General features: G+C 67.1%; 14 protein-coding genes, 1 tRNA gene and 2 pseudogenes. 8 read left to right on the plus strand and 9 right to left on the minus strand.

What is annotated here, in order from left to right; genetic code table 11:
• Window positions 1-59: 59 nt before the first annotated feature.
• Together NBW77_RS09035 and NBW77_RS09040 are read right to left on the minus strand one after the other, a co-directional pair.
• The gene (locus tag NBW77_RS09035; protein WP_131747713.1) at window positions 60-1871 is read right to left on the minus strand and encodes a HoxN/HupN/NixA family nickel/cobalt transporter; all 1812 of its coding nucleotides are present in this window, start codon (window positions 1869-1871) and stop codon (window positions 60-62) included.
• On the minus strand, window positions 1868-3193 hold the full coding sequence (locus tag NBW77_RS09040) for a tetratricopeptide repeat protein (RefSeq protein ID WP_250279561.1): 1326 nt from the start codon (window positions 3191-3193) through the stop codon (window positions 1868-1870). Before NBW77_RS09040 ends, NBW77_RS09035 begins: the two co-directional genes overlap by 4 nt.
• A 237-nt stretch (window positions 3194-3430) precedes the next feature.
• Between NBW77_RS09040 and NBW77_RS09045 the strand changes: the two genes are divergently transcribed.
• The 3 genes from NBW77_RS09045 to NBW77_RS09055 all read left to right on the plus strand — a co-directional run bounded on the left by NBW77_RS09045 (window position 3431) and on the right by NBW77_RS09055 (window position 7030).
• Entirely contained in the window at window positions 3431-4843 is a 1413-nt protein-coding gene (locus NBW77_RS09045) for a DUF4331 domain-containing protein (protein WP_131747753.1), read from the plus strand.
• 451 nt (window positions 4844-5294) lie between these two features.
• The gene (locus NBW77_RS09050; RefSeq protein ID WP_131747712.1) at window positions 5295-6227 is read left to right on the plus strand and encodes an ABC transporter ATP-binding protein; all 933 of its coding nucleotides are present in this window, start codon (window positions 5295-5297) and stop codon (window positions 6225-6227) included.
• Window positions 6224-7030 (plus strand): ABC transporter permease, encoded by an 807-nt coding sequence (locus NBW77_RS09055; RefSeq protein ID WP_131747711.1) that lies wholly within the window; start codon window positions 6224-6226, stop codon window positions 7028-7030. Before NBW77_RS09050 ends, NBW77_RS09055 begins: the two co-directional genes overlap by 4 nt.
• Before the next feature lie 50 nt (window positions 7031-7080).
• On the opposite strand, the gene NBW77_RS09060 is transcribed toward NBW77_RS09055, so the two are convergent.
• A complete protein-coding gene (locus tag NBW77_RS09060; RefSeq protein ID WP_250279562.1) occupies window positions 7081-7332 on the minus strand; it encodes a DUF6158 family protein in 252 nt (83 codons plus the stop codon).
• A 384-nt stretch (window positions 7333-7716) separates the two neighbouring features.
• On the opposite strand from NBW77_RS09060, the gene NBW77_RS09065 reads away from it, so the two are divergent.
• Complete coding sequence (locus NBW77_RS09065) at window positions 7717-8181, plus strand: hypothetical protein (RefSeq protein ID WP_207387132.1); 465 nt, start codon at window positions 7717-7719, stop codon at window positions 8179-8181.
• Here the strand turns inward: NBW77_RS09065 and NBW77_RS09070 are convergent.
• Window positions 8086-8832 (minus strand): TIGR03086 family metal-binding protein, encoded by a 747-nt coding sequence (locus NBW77_RS09070; RefSeq protein ID WP_131747709.1) that lies wholly within the window; start codon window positions 8830-8832, stop codon window positions 8086-8088. The genes NBW77_RS09065 and NBW77_RS09070 overlap by 96 nt on opposite strands.
• A 320-nt stretch (window positions 8833-9152) precedes the next feature.
• Here NBW77_RS09070 and NBW77_RS09075 point away from each other — a divergent pair, with 320 nt between their 5' ends.
• Together NBW77_RS09075 and NBW77_RS09080 are read left to right on the plus strand one after the other, a co-directional pair.
• Complete coding sequence (locus tag NBW77_RS09075; protein ID WP_131747708.1) at window positions 9153-9875, plus strand: hypothetical protein; 723 nt, start codon at window positions 9153-9155, stop codon at window positions 9873-9875.
• 101 nt (window positions 9876-9976) lie between these two features.
• Window positions 9977-10049, plus strand: a tRNA-Glu gene (locus NBW77_RS09080).
• Between the two features lie 161 nt (window positions 10050-10210).
• Here the strand turns inward: NBW77_RS09080 and NBW77_RS09085 are convergent.
• Window positions 10211-10636 (minus strand): site-specific integrase, encoded by a 426-nt coding sequence (locus NBW77_RS09085; RefSeq protein ID WP_175324759.1) that lies wholly within the window; start codon window positions 10634-10636, stop codon window positions 10211-10213.
• 204 nt (window positions 10637-10840) lie between these two features.
• Between NBW77_RS09085 and NBW77_RS09090 the strand changes: the two are divergent.
• A pseudogene (locus NBW77_RS09090) lies at window positions 10841-11575 on the plus strand (transposase domain-containing protein).
• A gap of 348 nt (window positions 11576-11923) precedes the next feature.
• Here NBW77_RS09090 and NBW77_RS22360 read toward each other — a convergent pair.
• Complete coding sequence (locus NBW77_RS22360) at window positions 11924-12622, minus strand: pentapeptide repeat-containing protein (protein WP_131747706.1); 699 nt, start codon at window positions 12620-12622, stop codon at window positions 11924-11926.
• A 729-nt stretch (window positions 12623-13351) separates the two neighbouring features.
• On the opposite strand from NBW77_RS22360, the pseudogene NBW77_RS09095 reads away from it, so the two are divergent.
• Window positions 13352-13540 (plus strand): annotated as a pseudogene (locus tag NBW77_RS09095) (type II toxin-antitoxin system RelE family toxin); the annotation flags it as partial.
• Window positions 13541-13642: 102 nt separating this feature from the next.
• On the opposite strand, the gene NBW77_RS09100 reads toward NBW77_RS09095, so the two are convergent.
• From NBW77_RS09100 to NBW77_RS09110, 3 genes are all read right to left on the minus strand, one after another.
• Window positions 13643-14056 carry a PIN domain-containing protein gene (locus NBW77_RS09100; RefSeq protein WP_250279564.1) on the minus strand — a complete coding sequence of 138 codons (414 nt, stop codon included), beginning with the start codon at window positions 14054-14056 and terminating at the stop codon, window positions 13643-13645.
• Window positions 14053-14493, minus strand: a complete 441-nt coding sequence (locus NBW77_RS22775) for an AbrB/MazE/SpoVT family DNA-binding domain-containing protein (protein WP_502799459.1) — start codon at window positions 14491-14493, stop codon at window positions 14053-14055. The genes NBW77_RS09100 and NBW77_RS22775 overlap by 4 nt, the downstream gene beginning before the upstream one ends.
• Before the next feature lie 222 nt (window positions 14494-14715).
• A partial coding sequence (locus tag NBW77_RS09110; RefSeq protein ID WP_250279565.1) for an ATP-binding SpoIIE family protein phosphatase occupies window positions 14716-15778 on the minus strand: 1063 nt, incomplete at its 5' end.

Raw genomic sequence — 15778 nt, forward strand, 5'->3', positions numbered from 1 at the left:
TCCCGGAACTGTGCCGTTGTTCAGACCGCGGAACGCGGGGCCGGAATGAGCCCGGACGGTCAGAGCAGAAGGTGCGGGACGCCACGCAACACCAGGCTCAGGCCACCGACGAGGACGACCACCCCGGTTGCCACGGGCAACCAGCGCAGAACCGCGCCGAGTCGGGAACCGTCGCGGCGGGCCACCCGCGCGTCCAACAGGCGTTTGCTCCGCGAGAGCATCCCGCCGATCCCGACCAGAGTGGTGGCCATCCCCGCCCCGTAGAGCAGTACGAGCAGTACGCCGAACCAGGCCCGGTGCAGCGCGATCGCGCCGACCAGCACGACCAGCGCGGACGGGCTGGGAACGAGCCCCCCGACGAGCCCCATGGTCACCAGGCTGCGGGTTGGCACTCCAGGCGCCGGAAGCACATGGGTGTGGGGCCGCGCGCCATGCGTGTGGGTGAGTACGAGCGGCTGTCGGCGAACCGGCGACCGGCGGCGGGTCGCAATCGCCGTCGCGGTACCGGACGAACGCCCCATGGCGGGATAACTCCCGGCGGGAAGGTCCGCGACGGCGAGGCGGGCAGCTGCCAGCGGCCGCCTGGTCCGGTGGCGGACATGGTGGTGGCCTTTGTCGCCGTGGTGATGGTGGTGATGGTCACCATGGTCGTGGCCATGAGCACCGTGGTCATGAGCACCGTGGTCGGCATGGGTGTGGTCGGCATGGTCGTGCTCCGGGTGGACGGCTGCGCGCCCGGATCCGTAGGCGGACCGGCGGCGGGCCAGCGCCGCGCGCAGCAGACCGGCGCCCATCACCAGCAGCAGAACACCGCTGATCACGTTGAGCCACGGATAGAAACGTTCGGGTGCGAACGTGGTCGACAGGGACAGCGCGACGCCCAGCAGCAGCACACCGACGGTGTGGGTGGCGGTCACGGTCAGGCCGATGAGGCCGACCTGGCGCAACGTCCCCCGTTCGCTGACCAGGTAGGCGGCCATCATGGTCTTGCCGTGGCCCGGGGCGAAGGCATGCGCCGCGCCGAGAACGAGCGCGAGCCCGGCGGCGAACAGCGCGAAGCCGAGGGTGAGCGAGTGGCGTCCGACCAGGTTGGTGAAGGCTGCGGTGAGACCGTCGGCACCGCGTCGCTGCGGACTGTCCGACACCGCTGCGCCCCGCAGGTCCTCCGCGGCGAGCGGATCGGCGATCGCCGGGCCTCCGCCGTGTACCCGCAGCGTCGCCGTCTGCCTGTGTACAGGGCTGGACAGCAGGTCAGCCGGGTAGTCCGTCAGCAGTCGGCTCGGCGACCGGTCCGGCACATCTCGCTGGACGATGGTCGTCCGGTCACCGAAGGCGACAATCTCCTTCCAGCCGATCCGGTCGGTGAACGCCTGGGACGAGAAGGAGACGGAGCCGCTTTCGGCCGGCCGAGCCGCGGTGTAGCGGCAGACGACGCGCAGCGTGGGCAGGCCGGCAGTGCCCGGTCGAAGCTGTGCCGAGGAGTTCGACAGGACGAGCGCCTGACGCGCTTCGCCGACGGACAGCGTCAACGCGGGGGTGAGGCCGACGCACTCGCCTCGTGACCACTGTTCGGGGCCGACCAGGTCGAGTGCCTGACGTGTCTGCTGGGTGGGAATCTCGGCCATGTCGATGATGAGGTCGACCAGCACCTCGTCCGGTTGGATGCGCAGCACACTGGCGGTGTTGACGCTGAGGTTGCCGAGCGGGTGGGCGTTTGCGGCGGTGGCTGGGAGAAGGACGACTCCGGCCACCACGGTCACCGCGGCCACCCGGGCCAGGATGCGTCGCCCGGCGCGGCGGCCCCGGTTCGCGGCGGAGGCCGCGACGAGGTTCACGGTGGAGTTCACGAAAGAGATCACGGAAGAGATCACGCGGCCTTCTCCAGATCGGCTAGCAGCGCCTTCGCCCGCGGCACGTGATAGGCGGAGAAGTGTGGGTTGAGTGCGAGCGCGGCCCGCAGGTCACCGATCGCCTGAGCCGGCCGGCCGGCCGCGGCCTCGATCACGCCAAGGTGGTAACGCAACAGGGCATTGCGGGTGCCCAGCCGCAGGGCGGAGCGGGCATACGGCAATGCCTCGGCGTCCCGACCGGCAACGTGCAGGGCCCAGGCGTAGGCATCCGCCACGAAGATGCTCTGCCGCTTCGCGAACTCCGCGGACGCCGCCCGCAGCGCCACCTCCGGGTCTTCGTGGTCGGCCTCGTACAGCGCGAGGTCGAGGTCGACATCGACTCCCTGGGCGCGCAACAGCTGGTCCTCGGTACGGGAGAGGTCGAACTGGGCCTTGGCCTCGGCCGGCCGGCCGATCGCCTCCAGGAACTCTCCGTACTCGACGACGAACGACGGTTGGGGAAGCTGGGTGACCACGCTCTGGTAGTCGGCGACGGCCTGGCCGTCCTGCCCCCGGGCCGCTTCCACCTTCGCCCGGCCCGCCAGGAGGGGCAGGTAGGAGGGGTCCTGGACCAGTCCGGCGGTGTAGCAGGCGGCGGCCGCATCGACGTCACCGCGGTTCCAGGCGAGCTCCCCCAGGTAGTACTGGGCGTACGCGGCATCAGCCGGGATGGCCGCGTCGGCCAGTGCCCGGCGCAGGATGCCCTCGGCCGCGTCGGTGTCCCCACGCAGTTCCCAGGAGTAGGACGCCCGGGTGAACGAGGCCACGCCCGGCCGTAGATCGACCATCCGTTGCAGGGCCGACCAGGCTTCGTCATAACGTCCGAGTTCCACCAGGGCGTCGGTCCTGACGCCGTAGCCGTCGGCACCGTCAGGGTCCAGGGCGATGGCGTCGTCGGCCAGACGTAGCGCCGAGGCGAAGTCGTGACGGGCGGCGGCGAGCGCCGCCTGGCCGGTGAGCGCCAGGGCGTTGCCGTCCGGGCGGATCGCCAGCGATCGGGCCAGCGCTCCGTCCGCCTTCTGGTAGTAGGTCGGGTCCGCGGTGAGGCGGGCCTGCTGGACGTAGGCGGCGCCGAGCTGCGCCCAGGCGGTCCAGTCGCCCGGAGTGTCCCGCAGGTGCTGCTGGGTCTGGGCGATCGCGCGGAACACCGCGTCCCGCGCCGGCTGGTTGTCCGCCGGGCCCGCGGCGGGGGCGGCGGACTTGGTGCTCCCACCGGATCCGCCGAGCACCCCGACCCCGACGACCAGCCCGATGGCCACGGTGACGGTGACGGCGAGCGCCGCGGCTGTCCGACGAACCTGCATCCGGCCTCCGTTCGGTTCGGCTTCCGGTCTGTGGTTCGTCGCCGGGCCGCCCGCGGATGGCCCCTGAGTGAAGAGATCTCTTGCCTGCCGTCCTTCGGCTGCCTGTCGCCCGGGCGCCGAAACCCATCCGGTCACGGAGCAATCCGGCGGTGGCCCGGCGCCGAACGTCAGTCGCACAGGCACCACGGTCGGTCAACGAAAGATCCGGACCGTGCCCCATCCACCAGAAGGAGAAACATGACCAGGCTGTCCAGGGTCCGCTCGAGGCGGCGAAGACTGGCTGCCCTCGCCACGCTCGCGGTGTCAACCGTCGGCGCGGCAACGCTGCTCGGGCCGGGCACGAGTCTTGCGTCAAGCCACCGGGAGGCACCGCTCATCGCGGCCGACCCGCAGGCTGACAACACCGACGTCTACGCGTTCGTGTCACCCGACGACGCCAAGAGCGTCACCCTCATCGCCAACTGGGTCCCGTTCGAGGAGCCTGCGGGCGGACCCAACTTCTATCCCTTTGCCGAGGACGCCCAGTACGACGTCCACATTGACAACGACGGCGACGCCAAGCCGGACGTCACCTACCGGTGGACGTTCACCAACCACCGCAAGAACCCGAACACGTTTCTCTACAACACCGGCGTGGTCAACAAGATCACCGACCCGACCCTGAACTTCACCCAGACCTACAAGTTGGAAGCGATTTACGGCGATCCGCAGTACGGCCGCTCCGTCACCCTGGCGAACGACGTCCCGGTCGCGCCGTCCAACGTGGGCGTGGCATCCATGCCGAACTACGCCTCCCTACGTAGCCAGGCCGTGAAGTCGCTGCCGGGCAACATCACCACCTTCGCCGGTCAGGCCGCCGAACCGTTCTTCCTCGACCTGCGGGTGTTCGACCTGGTCTACGGCGGCAACTTCGGCGAGGTGGGCCGTAACAGCACCGCCCGATACGACGTCAACACGATCGCCCTCAAGCTGCCCGCCACCCAGGTCGCGCTCAAGGGCGACGCCAGCCGTAACCCCGTCATCGGCGTGTGGAGCACCACCCAACGGCGCAGCGTCCGGGTGTTGCCACAGACCGATGGATCCGGCAGGCCGGCCGAGACCGGTGGCTGGTCACAGGTCAGCCGGCTTGGGCAGCCGCTGGTCAACGAGGTGGTCATCCCGGTCGGGCAGAAGGACAGGTTCAACGCGTCCACGCCCAGCAAGGACGCGCAGTTCCTGCAGTACGTGACCAATCCCGAGCTACCCAAGGTGATCCAGAGCATCTACAAGATCCCGGCACCTGCCACTCCCCGCAACGACCTGGTGTCGGTCTTCCTCACCGGCGTGTCCAAGCTCAACGCCCACTCCCTCAACCAGGACGCGGACCCGAAGCGGATCCAGCCCGCCGAGGAACTGCGGTTGAACCTGTCGATCCCACCGTCGGCCAAGCCGAACCGTCTCGGCGTGGTCGGTGGTGACACCGCGGGCTTCCCGAACGGACGGCGGCTCGCCGACGACGTGGTCGACATCGAGCTACAGGCCGCCGAGGGTGTCCTGCAGCCGGGGCATCCCGCCGCGGTGGACGGGCTCGGTGACGGCGTGGACGGGCCGGCGATTGCGTTCGGCTCGGCATTCCCCTACCTGGCGTTGCCCATCCCGGGCTCGTCCTGACCCGATAGGGCGACCGAGGATAGGGCTGTCCGACCTACAACGACTCCCTGCGCCAATGCCCTGTCCTCGGGCGCCGCAATGGGCGCCGCAATGGGCGCCACGATTTTCTGCCACCCGTGGACGCAGTTCAGTGGCCGGCCGTGGGGGATGCGGACCTGCCGATGCCGAGGCCGAGGCCCGTGACCCGCCGCTGTACGGGTCGCCCGGACCAACCGGCCCCTCATGATCGGGGGTGTGCGACACCTGGGGCACGTCCGAACTGCCCCCAACTGTCGATAGCCCACGACGGCCCCGCTTTACTAGTACCTACAGTGCCTACCTCGCGATCGTCCTGTCTCCATGCGCCGTCCGAACTGTCACTGACCGCCGTGGTGGTCAGCCTGGTTGATCCGGCAGTCGTGACGCGTGATTGCCGCGTGCCCGATACTCCCGACAACACGGGAGCGCCGGCATGACGTTCGCTGTCCATGCGGACGGTCTGACCAAACGCTATGGGCGCCGGACCGTGGTCGACTGCCTCGACCTCCAGGTGGCGACCGGTGACCGCTTCGGGTTCCTCGGCCCGAACGGTTCGGGCAAGTCCACGACCGTCCGCATGCTGCTCGGCCTTGTCCGCCCGAGCGCCGGCACCGTCCGTCTTCTCGGCCGGAGCATGCCACGCTACGCACGGCAGGTCCTGCCCAAGATCGGTGCGCTGGTGGAGGCCCCCGCGTTCCATACTTTCCTGCCTGCCCGGGTCGAACTGGCCGCACTCGACGAAGCCGGGCGCGGCGCCTCATGGCGGACCCGCCGTGTCCGGATCGAGAACGCTCTTGAACGGGTCGGACTCGGCGACATCGACGACCGGCCTATCAGCAGGTTCTCGCTCGGGATGAAGCAGCGGCTCGGCCTTGCCGCAGCCCTGTTGCGCCGGCCCCGACTGCTCGTCCTGGACGAGCCGACGAACGGCCTGGACCCGCAGAGCATCCGGGAGATCCGCGATCTGCTCCTCGAGCTGAACACCGAGGGGACAACCGTCTTTCTGTCCTCCCACCTGCTCTCGGAAGTCGAGATGCTGTGCACCGAGACGGCGATCATCTGTGACGGCCGTCTGGTGGCCCACGACTCCCTGGACGCGCTGTGCGGGCCGACCGGCCGGGTCACGCTGCGTACCCCGGACACCGAACTGGCGGCACACCTGCTTGAACGGGTACTCGAAGGCCGCGACGGATACTCCCTGGTCGCGCGGACAAAGAACCCGATGGCGCTCAACGCCGCATTGGTATCGGCCGGTGTGCGCGTGTCCGAACTGGTGGTGGAACGGCGGACCCTGGAGGACGTCTTCCTCGAACTGACCGGCGGCGACCCGGACGGCGACCGGGAATTCGTCCCGGACGAGCTGTGATCCGCGTTGAGCTGCGCCTGCTGCTGCTGCGGCGGCGGACCTGGATGTCGGTGCTGATGCTCGCGACCCTCCCCGTGATCGTCGCCATCTTCCTCAAGGTCAGCGGACTCGGGTCGGGATCCACCAGTCCGGTGTTCCTGGCGGAGGTGATCCATAACGGCACGTGGTTCCCGATCGCGGCGCTCGCCCTCGTCCTCCCGCTGTTCCTGCCGGTGGCGGTACTGCTGCTGGCCGGCGAGGCGATCGCGGGCGAGGCGACCGCGGGAACCCTGCGTTACCTGGTGATCCGGCCGGTAGGCCGAGGTCGACTGCTCGCCGCGAAGCTGATCGGGATCATCAGCTATCTACTGATCGCGGTAACCGCGGTGACCGTGACCGCGTTCGTGGTCGGCTGGATGTTGTTCGGACTGGCTCCGGTGAAGCCCCTGGGTGGCACCGGCCCGCCGCTCAGCCTGCCGCAGGCTGCGGTCCGGATCGGACTGTCCGCACTGTTCGTGGCCGCGTCCATGCTCGGGATCGTCGGCGTCGGACTATTCCTGTCGGTGATCACCTCGACGCCGCTTGCCGCGACCTTCGGCGCACTCGGCGTCCTGGTTACCGCAGGCGTACTCGACCAGCTCCCAGCCGCCGCAGCCATCCAGCCCTACCTGCCCACGCACTACTGGATGGCGTTCGTCGACCTGTTCCGTGCGCCGGTGAACTGGTCCAACATGAAACGCGGCGTACTCCTCGAGGGTGGCTACGGCTCGGCAATGATCGTCCTGGCTCGGATCGTCTTCGGCACCCGGGACATCACGAGCTGATCCGGTCGACCGCCGGAGCGCGGCGACCGGTTTCGGGTCGGCGGACAGGGCTACCGAGCTGATTGCGCCGCGGCGCGGCGACTACCCGCCCGGGTCCGCCGCGGATCCGGGCGGATAGCCCCGGCGAACCGACGCAGGTACTCGTGTTCCAGGCTCAGCATCCGCGCGGTGTGCGTCTCGAACGCATCGGAACTGCCATGCAGGAACGTCTCGTGCCGGGTCTCGTGCAGGTGTTCGACTTCATGGGCGAGGTCCTCGTCCGACAACTGTGCCGGCGGAATCCCGTCAGGGCGATGTGTCATAGCCCTTCAATACCCAGGGCCACCGTCGATCACCCGATGTTCACCTTACGGACTCTCGAAGTTACCCCGGGTAAAACCCGAAACCTTCATGTTTATCCGACATGTGGTGTGAGCATTACTCGTAGTACCCGATCCGGCCGCGAATCCGCCCACATCGACGAAAATGTTCATATAGACGCCAACGGCGGCAACGAGCTTTTAATAACGGACCAACAATTCAGGGGTGCTACACCGATGTCGCGCCACGCCGCCAGTACGGCAAATCACTGTGATAACGCAGGACATGAACACGTCATGGCTGCGTCCCAAACCCTGGACCCGCCGGTGAGTCGACCGTTCCGGATGGCGCCGTGCTCTCGAGCGCGACACGGCACGACATCTTCAGTGGCATTACTCGCCGCGGTCACTGCGGTCGCTGCGGTCACTGCGGTCGCGGCCTTCGTGATCGGCGGACTGTCCATCATCTCCTCGTCGAACCTCATGCCCTCGTCGAACCTCATGCCCATGCTGAGCTCAATGCCCGCTGCGGACAGCACCGATATCCGCCGCGCAGCCGGGTTCGGGTCACCCATCCCCGAATACCGAACATATCGGGTGAATCCTGATCGTCTCCATGCCGGCCCGAACCTGGCGAGCCAGCTCGACACCACCATCGACGCGCAGGCCTTCCCGGTCGTGACCGACCAGTTGATGATCGCCGGCTCGGCGAACATCCTGCTCGCGCCGTCCGCCATCGCGACCCGCAAGGCCGACTCACGGGCTGACAGCCCGTGCCCGACCACCGGGACCGACAGCTTGGCGGGAGCTGCCACCGACCCCGCACGCTTTCCGACCTACCGGCTGTGTTGACGTCCACCGACCGGCGGACGTCAATCGGCGCGGCGGACGCCAGTCCGCGCGGCGACCCGTCAGTGCCAGCAGTCTGGTCATGTCACTCGCGTTGACGGCCACCGGGCAGTAAGGCCCGAAGATCCCCATACGCCGCCAACGCTCCACCTCCGGCTCGAGACGAACGAGGACCATCCGAACCAGATCAGGGTCGAAGGGCTGGTTCACGCCTATCGCCCGAGCCAGGTCCCACCCGTGGATGAGCAGATCAGCGGTCATCTGGAAGCCGTACTCGGCGGAGGATGTGGGGCCTGCTGAAAGGTTCACCGTCCGCTCCCACGAACACGGGGCATCCCAGGCGGTGAGCGCCGCTTCGGCAGCGCGGCTCCAGGCGGCAACGGGCTCCTCGCCGAGCTGGTCGCCGTCGAAGCGCCGGCCGATCATGGTCGGAGTAGCCCCCCGCAGCAGCGGAACCGCCCACAGTTGCTCGACCGTCAGATGGTTGACCAGGGCACGAACGTCCCAGTCAGGGCATGGCGTCGGGGAGTTCCACTGCCCGGGGGCCACCGACCGGACCCGCGCACTGAACATCTCCAACGCATGCCGGTAGGCGACCGCCCCCTGGATCGTCCCTGTCCTGACTCCGTTGCGGGTCCCCACAACCGCGGCCATCGCGGACTCCTCCCTGACCATCGCCCCGCAGGGCCGTCGTATTGCCGGACCAGCGCCTGATGCCACCAGCGCCTGCCTGGCCCTGCGTCCCACCCGTCCGACTGTTCATGCCCGACCCGGTAGCCCTCGCACACCTTCCGTATGGTTAATCACTTTGGCGACACACTCCTTGCACACCAGATGGACATCACCGTACGGCCCAACCGTAGCTTCGCCCGACGGCAACCCCGGTTCGGCCGGCGCCCAGCAGACCGCGCGCGACCCACCCATCCTGGTGAGAGCCTGTATGGGCACGATTCCCAGTCGAAGGGGGACTACTGATGGTTGACGCCCGAGCCGCGGTGGACGGGTTCCTGCCGAGCAGCCAGGGCCTCCCCTTCACCAACGACTTCCCCCGGCAGCCGGTCATTAAGATCAATATCCCGGGTGTCGGCCAGGTCCCGATCGGGGACGCCAGCCGCGGACTCTGCGGCGGAATGATCTATGTCACACGTGATCTTTTCGAGGCGAAGCTGCCCCAGCCTGCGCTGAAGGAGCCACCGCCGCTGGATTCACCGCTGTACCGCTACATCGTCCGCCGGCTGTTCGACAGTTTCGACGTCCCCCGCGGCGTCGCCCGGTACTACCAGCTCATGGCCACACCGGACGCGGACGCCGCCTGGTCGTCGCTGACGCTGCGCGGCGCCGGACGGATCACAATCGTGAACGAGTGGCCGCAGATACGGCTCGACATCGACCGCGGCGTCCTGTCCCCACTCGGGGTCATCACGCTGCACTCGTACGACCCCTTCCAGCTCGGGCACAACCACCAGGTGCTGGCCTACGCCTACGAACAGCAACGAACCGCGGTCACGCTGCGGGTCTACGACCCGAACACGCCGCTGGACCGAGCCGACGACGTAACGCTGTCGTTCGACGTGACACGTCCGACCGGCCCAGTCCCGATCATGCACAATCTGGCCATCGGCGGACGTCCGGTGCGGGCCTTCTTCCGCACCCGCTACCGCTGGACCAACCCGCTACCCGCGCTCGGCGACGGTTGACCCGACGGCCGTTTGTCGCGACAGCCCATCGTCCCCTATGCTGGCGGTGTTTCTGACAGCAGGCGCTGCGGGTAGATTGCGATTTGGACCCGGTCGTTGCTGCCCCCATCGTCTAGCGGCCTAGGACATCGCCCTTTCAAGGCGGTAGCACGGGTTCGAATCCCGTTGGGGGCACTCGGTTCGTCCTGTTCGCCGTGCTCCGCACAGCTTCCCACAAGCCTCGATGCCCACCCGGGGGCCGAGCCCCCGGACCCCCACGATCTGACGGCCTCACCCACCAGCCGTCACCGGTCCCCGACGGTTGATTACACCGAATGGGCGCCGAAGTTTCCGCTCTACTCCCGACCGCTCTCCCCCGCGTCGTCGCTCGGGCACCATCCCGGCGCATCGGCGACCCGTGACCGCACCCGTGCACCCTCACCGTCGAGACACTTGGCGTAGATCGTGAGCAGCACCTCGACGGAGTGCCCGGCCCACTCCGCGACCTTCGTCGGCGGGACACCCGCGTTCAGCCAGGTTGACACGGCGGCGTGACGAAGGTCGTATGGCGTCTTCGCCAGCGGCGCGGCAGCAACCTCCTCCGTGAAGATCGCCAGGCGTGCACGGCCCCACGTCCGCGTGATCGTCAGAGTCGGAATCTGATCGCCGTTCCGTTCGCTGAAAAACAGCCGGCCCGCAGGGTTCGTGCCGAATTTTTCGATATGTCCGTGGAGAAGAGCCGTCAGTTCGGGTGGACATGGCACCGTACGAATCTCGCCCATCGGGCGCTGCTTCAGTTGCCTGTCGTCGCGCGCCTCGCCGGTGTTGGTCCATTCTTTTCCGGCGTATGGCCGAGCGCGTTCCAGGTGCAGTTCGCCCCATCCCTTTGCCGGTAGAGATAGATTGTGTTTCGCGAGTGCGGCAGCTTCCTCTGGGCGTAGACCCAATACCAGGAACTTAAGGTTCTGATCGTGTGGGTTCGGGGTGTGCCGAGACGGGGTCAGGTCAAGGAGAAGCGCGGTGACCGGTTGGTGGACCGGGTCGGGTTGGAGGTGCTGGCGGCGCAGTTCCCGGACGCGCTGGTCGATGAGGTCGTCGCGGAGACGGGCCGGCGCGGGCGGCGGACCCGGGACCTGCCGGCAGCGTTGACGGTCCGGTATGTGGTGGCGTTGGCGTTGTTCCCGTCGGATGGTTATGACGAGGTGATGCGGCAGGTGAAGGTCGCCGATGACTGGCGCTCGGACCGGGCCGGGCCGGTGAAGGTCCCGGCGGCCACCGCGATCACGAAGGCGCGGGACCGGCTCGGGGTGGAGCCGGTGAAGCTGCCGTTCGAAAAGCCGCCAGCGAACAGGCCCTGTTCACCGACGTGCTGGGCGCGTTACGTCTGGGCCTGCTGGTGCTGGCCGACCGCAACTTCCTCGGTTTCGACCTGTTCGAGAAGGCGGCCGCGACCGGCGCGGACCTGCTGTGGCGGGCGAAGTCCGACCGGCGCCTGCCCGTCGACGCCGCGCCCCGACCGGGTCGAACAAGAGGTCTGGGGCATCCTGCTGCTGCACCGGGCGTTACGGAAACTCATCCACGACACCGCGCTACGCGAAGGGGTCGACCCCGACCGGCTCTCGTTCACCCACACCGTCAGCATCGTCCGGCGCCAGATCGTGCGCCGGGCGATTTTCCCCCCTCCGCCGGACCGCCCGGATCCTCGCAGCGGTGACCGCTGAGATCGCCGAACACGTCCTGCCGGAACGTCACCGCTCCAACCCCCGCGTCGTCCGCCGCACCAAACGCACCCCATTCCCGCCAAAAAGCCGGTCGACAAGCACCTCACGGGACCGCCACCCACCGTCGTCACAATCCTGACCAGAACCTAAAATTCCTGGTATTGGGTGTGGCCCTGGTGCGCCGCTTCCCCTGTCGGATGCTGGCGTCGCGGGCATCCGATTCCTCCCCATGGTCGTGGTCGCGCCCCTATAACAATGCTCCTTGCCCCACCGGCTCTGCCTCATTCGCCTCCACAATGGCTTTATACCACGTGGGGCGTGTGTCGAGTGACGCCGTTGACATGCTCGCTATTGCCGGTCAGATTCTGTTTCGTCGTCGACTACCTGGATTCCCAAGGCCGCGGCGAGGGAGTAGGCAAGGCCTATCAAATCTCCCGTCATGACCCGCGCCCCACTCATGCTCGTGATTCCGCTTATGCCGCTAAGTTCACATGCGTGCAGCCGTGTACCATCCATGTTCGCCCGGGAGAGCTGGGCGCCGGTTAGATTGCAATCCTCGAATACTGCGCCACGAAGGTCCGCGTCTTGGAAGACAGCGCTACTCAGATTGCACTGCGTGAAAACCGTAGTGGTCATCTTCGTGCCACGGAAGTTCGACATATCTAGCCGGCAATCGCTAAAGACGGCGTCGCGAAGCCGGCCCTGACTCCAGGCCGCTCCAGTCATCCGGCACGCGCTTACCTCTACGCGAAGCAAGGACGACCGTGTAGCTCGCAGATTAGATAGGTTGGAGGCCTCGATGGTGACATCTGAGAACATGGCGCTAGCAAGATGGGCGCCGCTGAGATCGACGGACGTGAGTCGGCTACATTCGATCTCGACCGCTCGTATCCTACGATCCGACAGGTCCACGGCGTTGAAACCGCTAGCTCGGTAGACTCCCTCATCTTCGATATCAAGGGCCGTCACGAGTGCAGTTGGAATCTTGGGAACTGCTGCACGTCGCACGCTGGATCGCCTTCCCGACAAGCGCGGACTTGGTGGCATCCTTGGAATTCTACGCAGTACGCGCGCTGGCGGCGTAGTGGACCCCGAAGCGCGGGCGAGGTGAGGCACCCACCACTACTACCAAGGCTATACAATCAAGGTTGGTCCGGTTTGGCGTGGCCCGGTGAAGAACGTAGCTTTTGTGCGCGACGATGTCCCCCAGGGCTGTTGGCGCACTTACCGTATCCTCTTGCTGGCCGGGGATGGAAACGAGGGCCGTGTTCTCGCCTGCTATCGTCGAGTGCTGGGCGAGACACTTGCCAAGCAGGCCACGAAAATCTCGGATGCGCCATCTCTGGGTCGGCTGAACGCGGTAATGGGAATGGCGCACGTGGCAGCTATCCGAGGCGACAGATCCGGGGCTTTCGACCTTCTAGAAGAGGGACGCCGCGTGTTCGATGCCGCCAGGTCGGACGAACAGACGAGCGACTACGCCGTACCAGAGTGGCGAATGAACGTATTTTCCAGCCTCCTGTTCGCACGTCTCGGCGAAGAACACAAGGCCGTGGAAGCGCAGGACACGGCGGCAGCGCTGCTACCCGATTCGCTGCCTCGGTTCGCTACACACCTTGAGTTGCACCGTGGTCTGATGCTGGCACGCGCCGATGACCTTGGAGAGCAGGGGCCGCGCCCTGCAACTACGGTTGACTTGCGTACGAGCTTGGCCTCACTCCACCCGCCCGACGCGCACTCACCGACCAGCTACCCGAAGCCGTCGCGACCGCCGCCGTCGATTTCCTCACCACCGCTCTGGTCGAAGCTCCGCACAGAGTGGGCAAACCCCTGCGCTTCGACCTCGAGGAAATCTGGTCGGCCCGCCGCGGCACCTACCGCGTCCTCTACCGGATCAACGATGACAAGCGCGAAGCCATCGTCCTCTACGTGGAACACCGCCGGGACGCCTACCGACCGCTGTGATCTCCTACCGGTTTTTCGTGTCAATGGGAAAACCTGCGTGACCAGTCGCAGCCTCGACCGAACCCTGACGTTGGCATCAAAGGTCCAATTCGACGCTGTCGGTCAGGTGATGACCAGCTCAATCTGGACATGGAGGATCGCATAGGTCGACGCTGCTCGCTGGTCGCGGGTGGCCAGCGGCAGGTTGGAGGCGCGGGCGGCGAGAGCGACAAGAGCGTCATATACGGCGCCGCCCGCGACGCCGACCGAAGCGAGGACGGAGGGGATGGATGCAGCGGTACCTGGATCGAGGAGTGCCGGCTTGCCGAAGTTGGCTTCGATGAGCGTGACTGCATCGGCGGGGGTCACTCGCGCATCGCCAGGGAGCCTTGTGAGCACCGAATACGTTTCGGCCAACGAGTGGCCGGTCAGCGTGGGAACCCGGGTGCCGACGTGGTCTCGGACCGCAGGATGGGCGACGTGAGACCGAAGAAGATAAGCGACGGCGACGCTCGTGTCGAGCGCGAGGTCGGTCACCGGCGTCCGGCGTCGATCAGGGCGAACACAGTCTCGTCGGTCACGACGGTGTCCGAATCGGCTACCAGGGAGCCGTTGATCTCCCGGAGCCGCGCCGTCCGTCCGGTGGGTACGAGTTGCAGGCCGGCACCGTAGAGGCTGACATCGACGGACGCACCGGGCTCGAGGCCTAGAGCGTCACGTAGCGGCTTGGGGACGACGATGCGTCCCACCGAATCAACGGTCACTTCCATTGGGAAAACGGTACCAGTTGATTCCCAGGCTATCCCCGGCGCACCAGAAAATTGAGATCGAACGGCTGGCTCTCCGGCGTGCCGGGGCCCCGCCGTGGCTGTGGCTGTGGCGGCGGCTGTGGACGGCAAGCTTCGATGGGGTCCCCATCTCGGGGGGTACTCGAAGACGGGTGAAGTTCGCTTGGCCGTGATCTCCTTCGTCATGTCCACCCGGGGGCCGAGCCCCCGGACCCCCACGGCCCGACGGCGCTACCCACCGACCGTCCGTTGATCATTTATCGTGACGGCTGGTCGTGCCGGATGGACGCCGAAGCTCGGAGCGATCGTGTAGCCCGCTAGCTGGACAACTGAACGCATCAGAGTGGTGGCTCTGCGGATTTCCGGCGTCCCTGCCGATGATTTCGACGGGTGCCTACGGATCGCGGATCACGGCTGCGGACCGGTGCGGGCATCGGATGGCAGCGGCCGCTCGGTCCAGATGATCTTACCGGTCCGGGTCTGGCGGGTGCCCCATCGTTCGGCGACCTGGGAGACCAGCATCAGGCCACGGCCGCCCTCATCGAAACTGTGTGCCCGGCGCAGATGCGGGGCCGTGCTGCTGCCGTCGGACACCTCGCAGATAAGCACATAATCCAGGATCATCCGGACCTGGATGGGAGTGCGCGCGTGACGGATGGCGTTGGTGACAAGCTCACTGACGATCAGTTCGGTCGCGAAGGCGGCCTCCTCGGCCCCCCATTTCGCAAGCTGGCGGGTTGCCCGCGCACGGGCGACCGCGACGACCGCCGGATCGGCGGGCAGCTCCCAGGAAACGACCCGGTCCTCGTCAAGTCCGTGCGTGCGGGCGACGAGCAGGGCGACGTCGTCCACGGGTCGTTCCGGTAGCAGGGTCTTGAGCACGGCGTCGCAGACGGTCTCCAACGAAAGCGAGGTGTCCGGCGAACCATCCGCGCGGCACCGGACCTCAGCCAGCGCTCTGCGTACCTCATTCAGCCCGGTGTCGATGTCGTGCTCCCGGGATTCGATCAGACCGTCGGTGTACAGGACGAGCAGGCTGCCCTCGGACAGTTCGAGCTCCGCGGTCTCGAAGGGGATGCCGCTCAGGCCCAACGGGAGGCCGGCCGGCAGATCGAGGAAGTAGGCCGCGCCGTCCGGGGTCACGACGGCGGGGAACGGATGGCCCGCCCGGGCAAGCGAGCAGCACCGGGAGACCGGGTCGTACACCGCGTACAGGCAGGTCGCGCTAAGATCGCTGGTGCCGTCACCGCCCGGAGCGACGTTGTCATCGGCGACGAGGCTGGTGACCACATCGTTGAGTCTGGTGAGCAGTTCGTCGGGCGCGAGGTCAAGATCTGCAAGCGTCCGGACGGCTGTACGCAGCCGTCCCATGGCGGCGGCGGCATGAATACCGTGGCCGACGACGTCGCCGACCACCAGTCCGACACGGGTCCCAGACAGTCTGATCACGTCGAACCAGTCGCCGCCCACG

The sequence above is a fragment of the Frankia sp. Cppng1_Ct_nod genome (assembly GCF_920656135.1).
GTDB classification, from domain to species: Bacteria; Actinomycetota; Actinomycetes; order Frankiales; family Frankiaceae; genus Protofrankia; species Protofrankia meridionalis.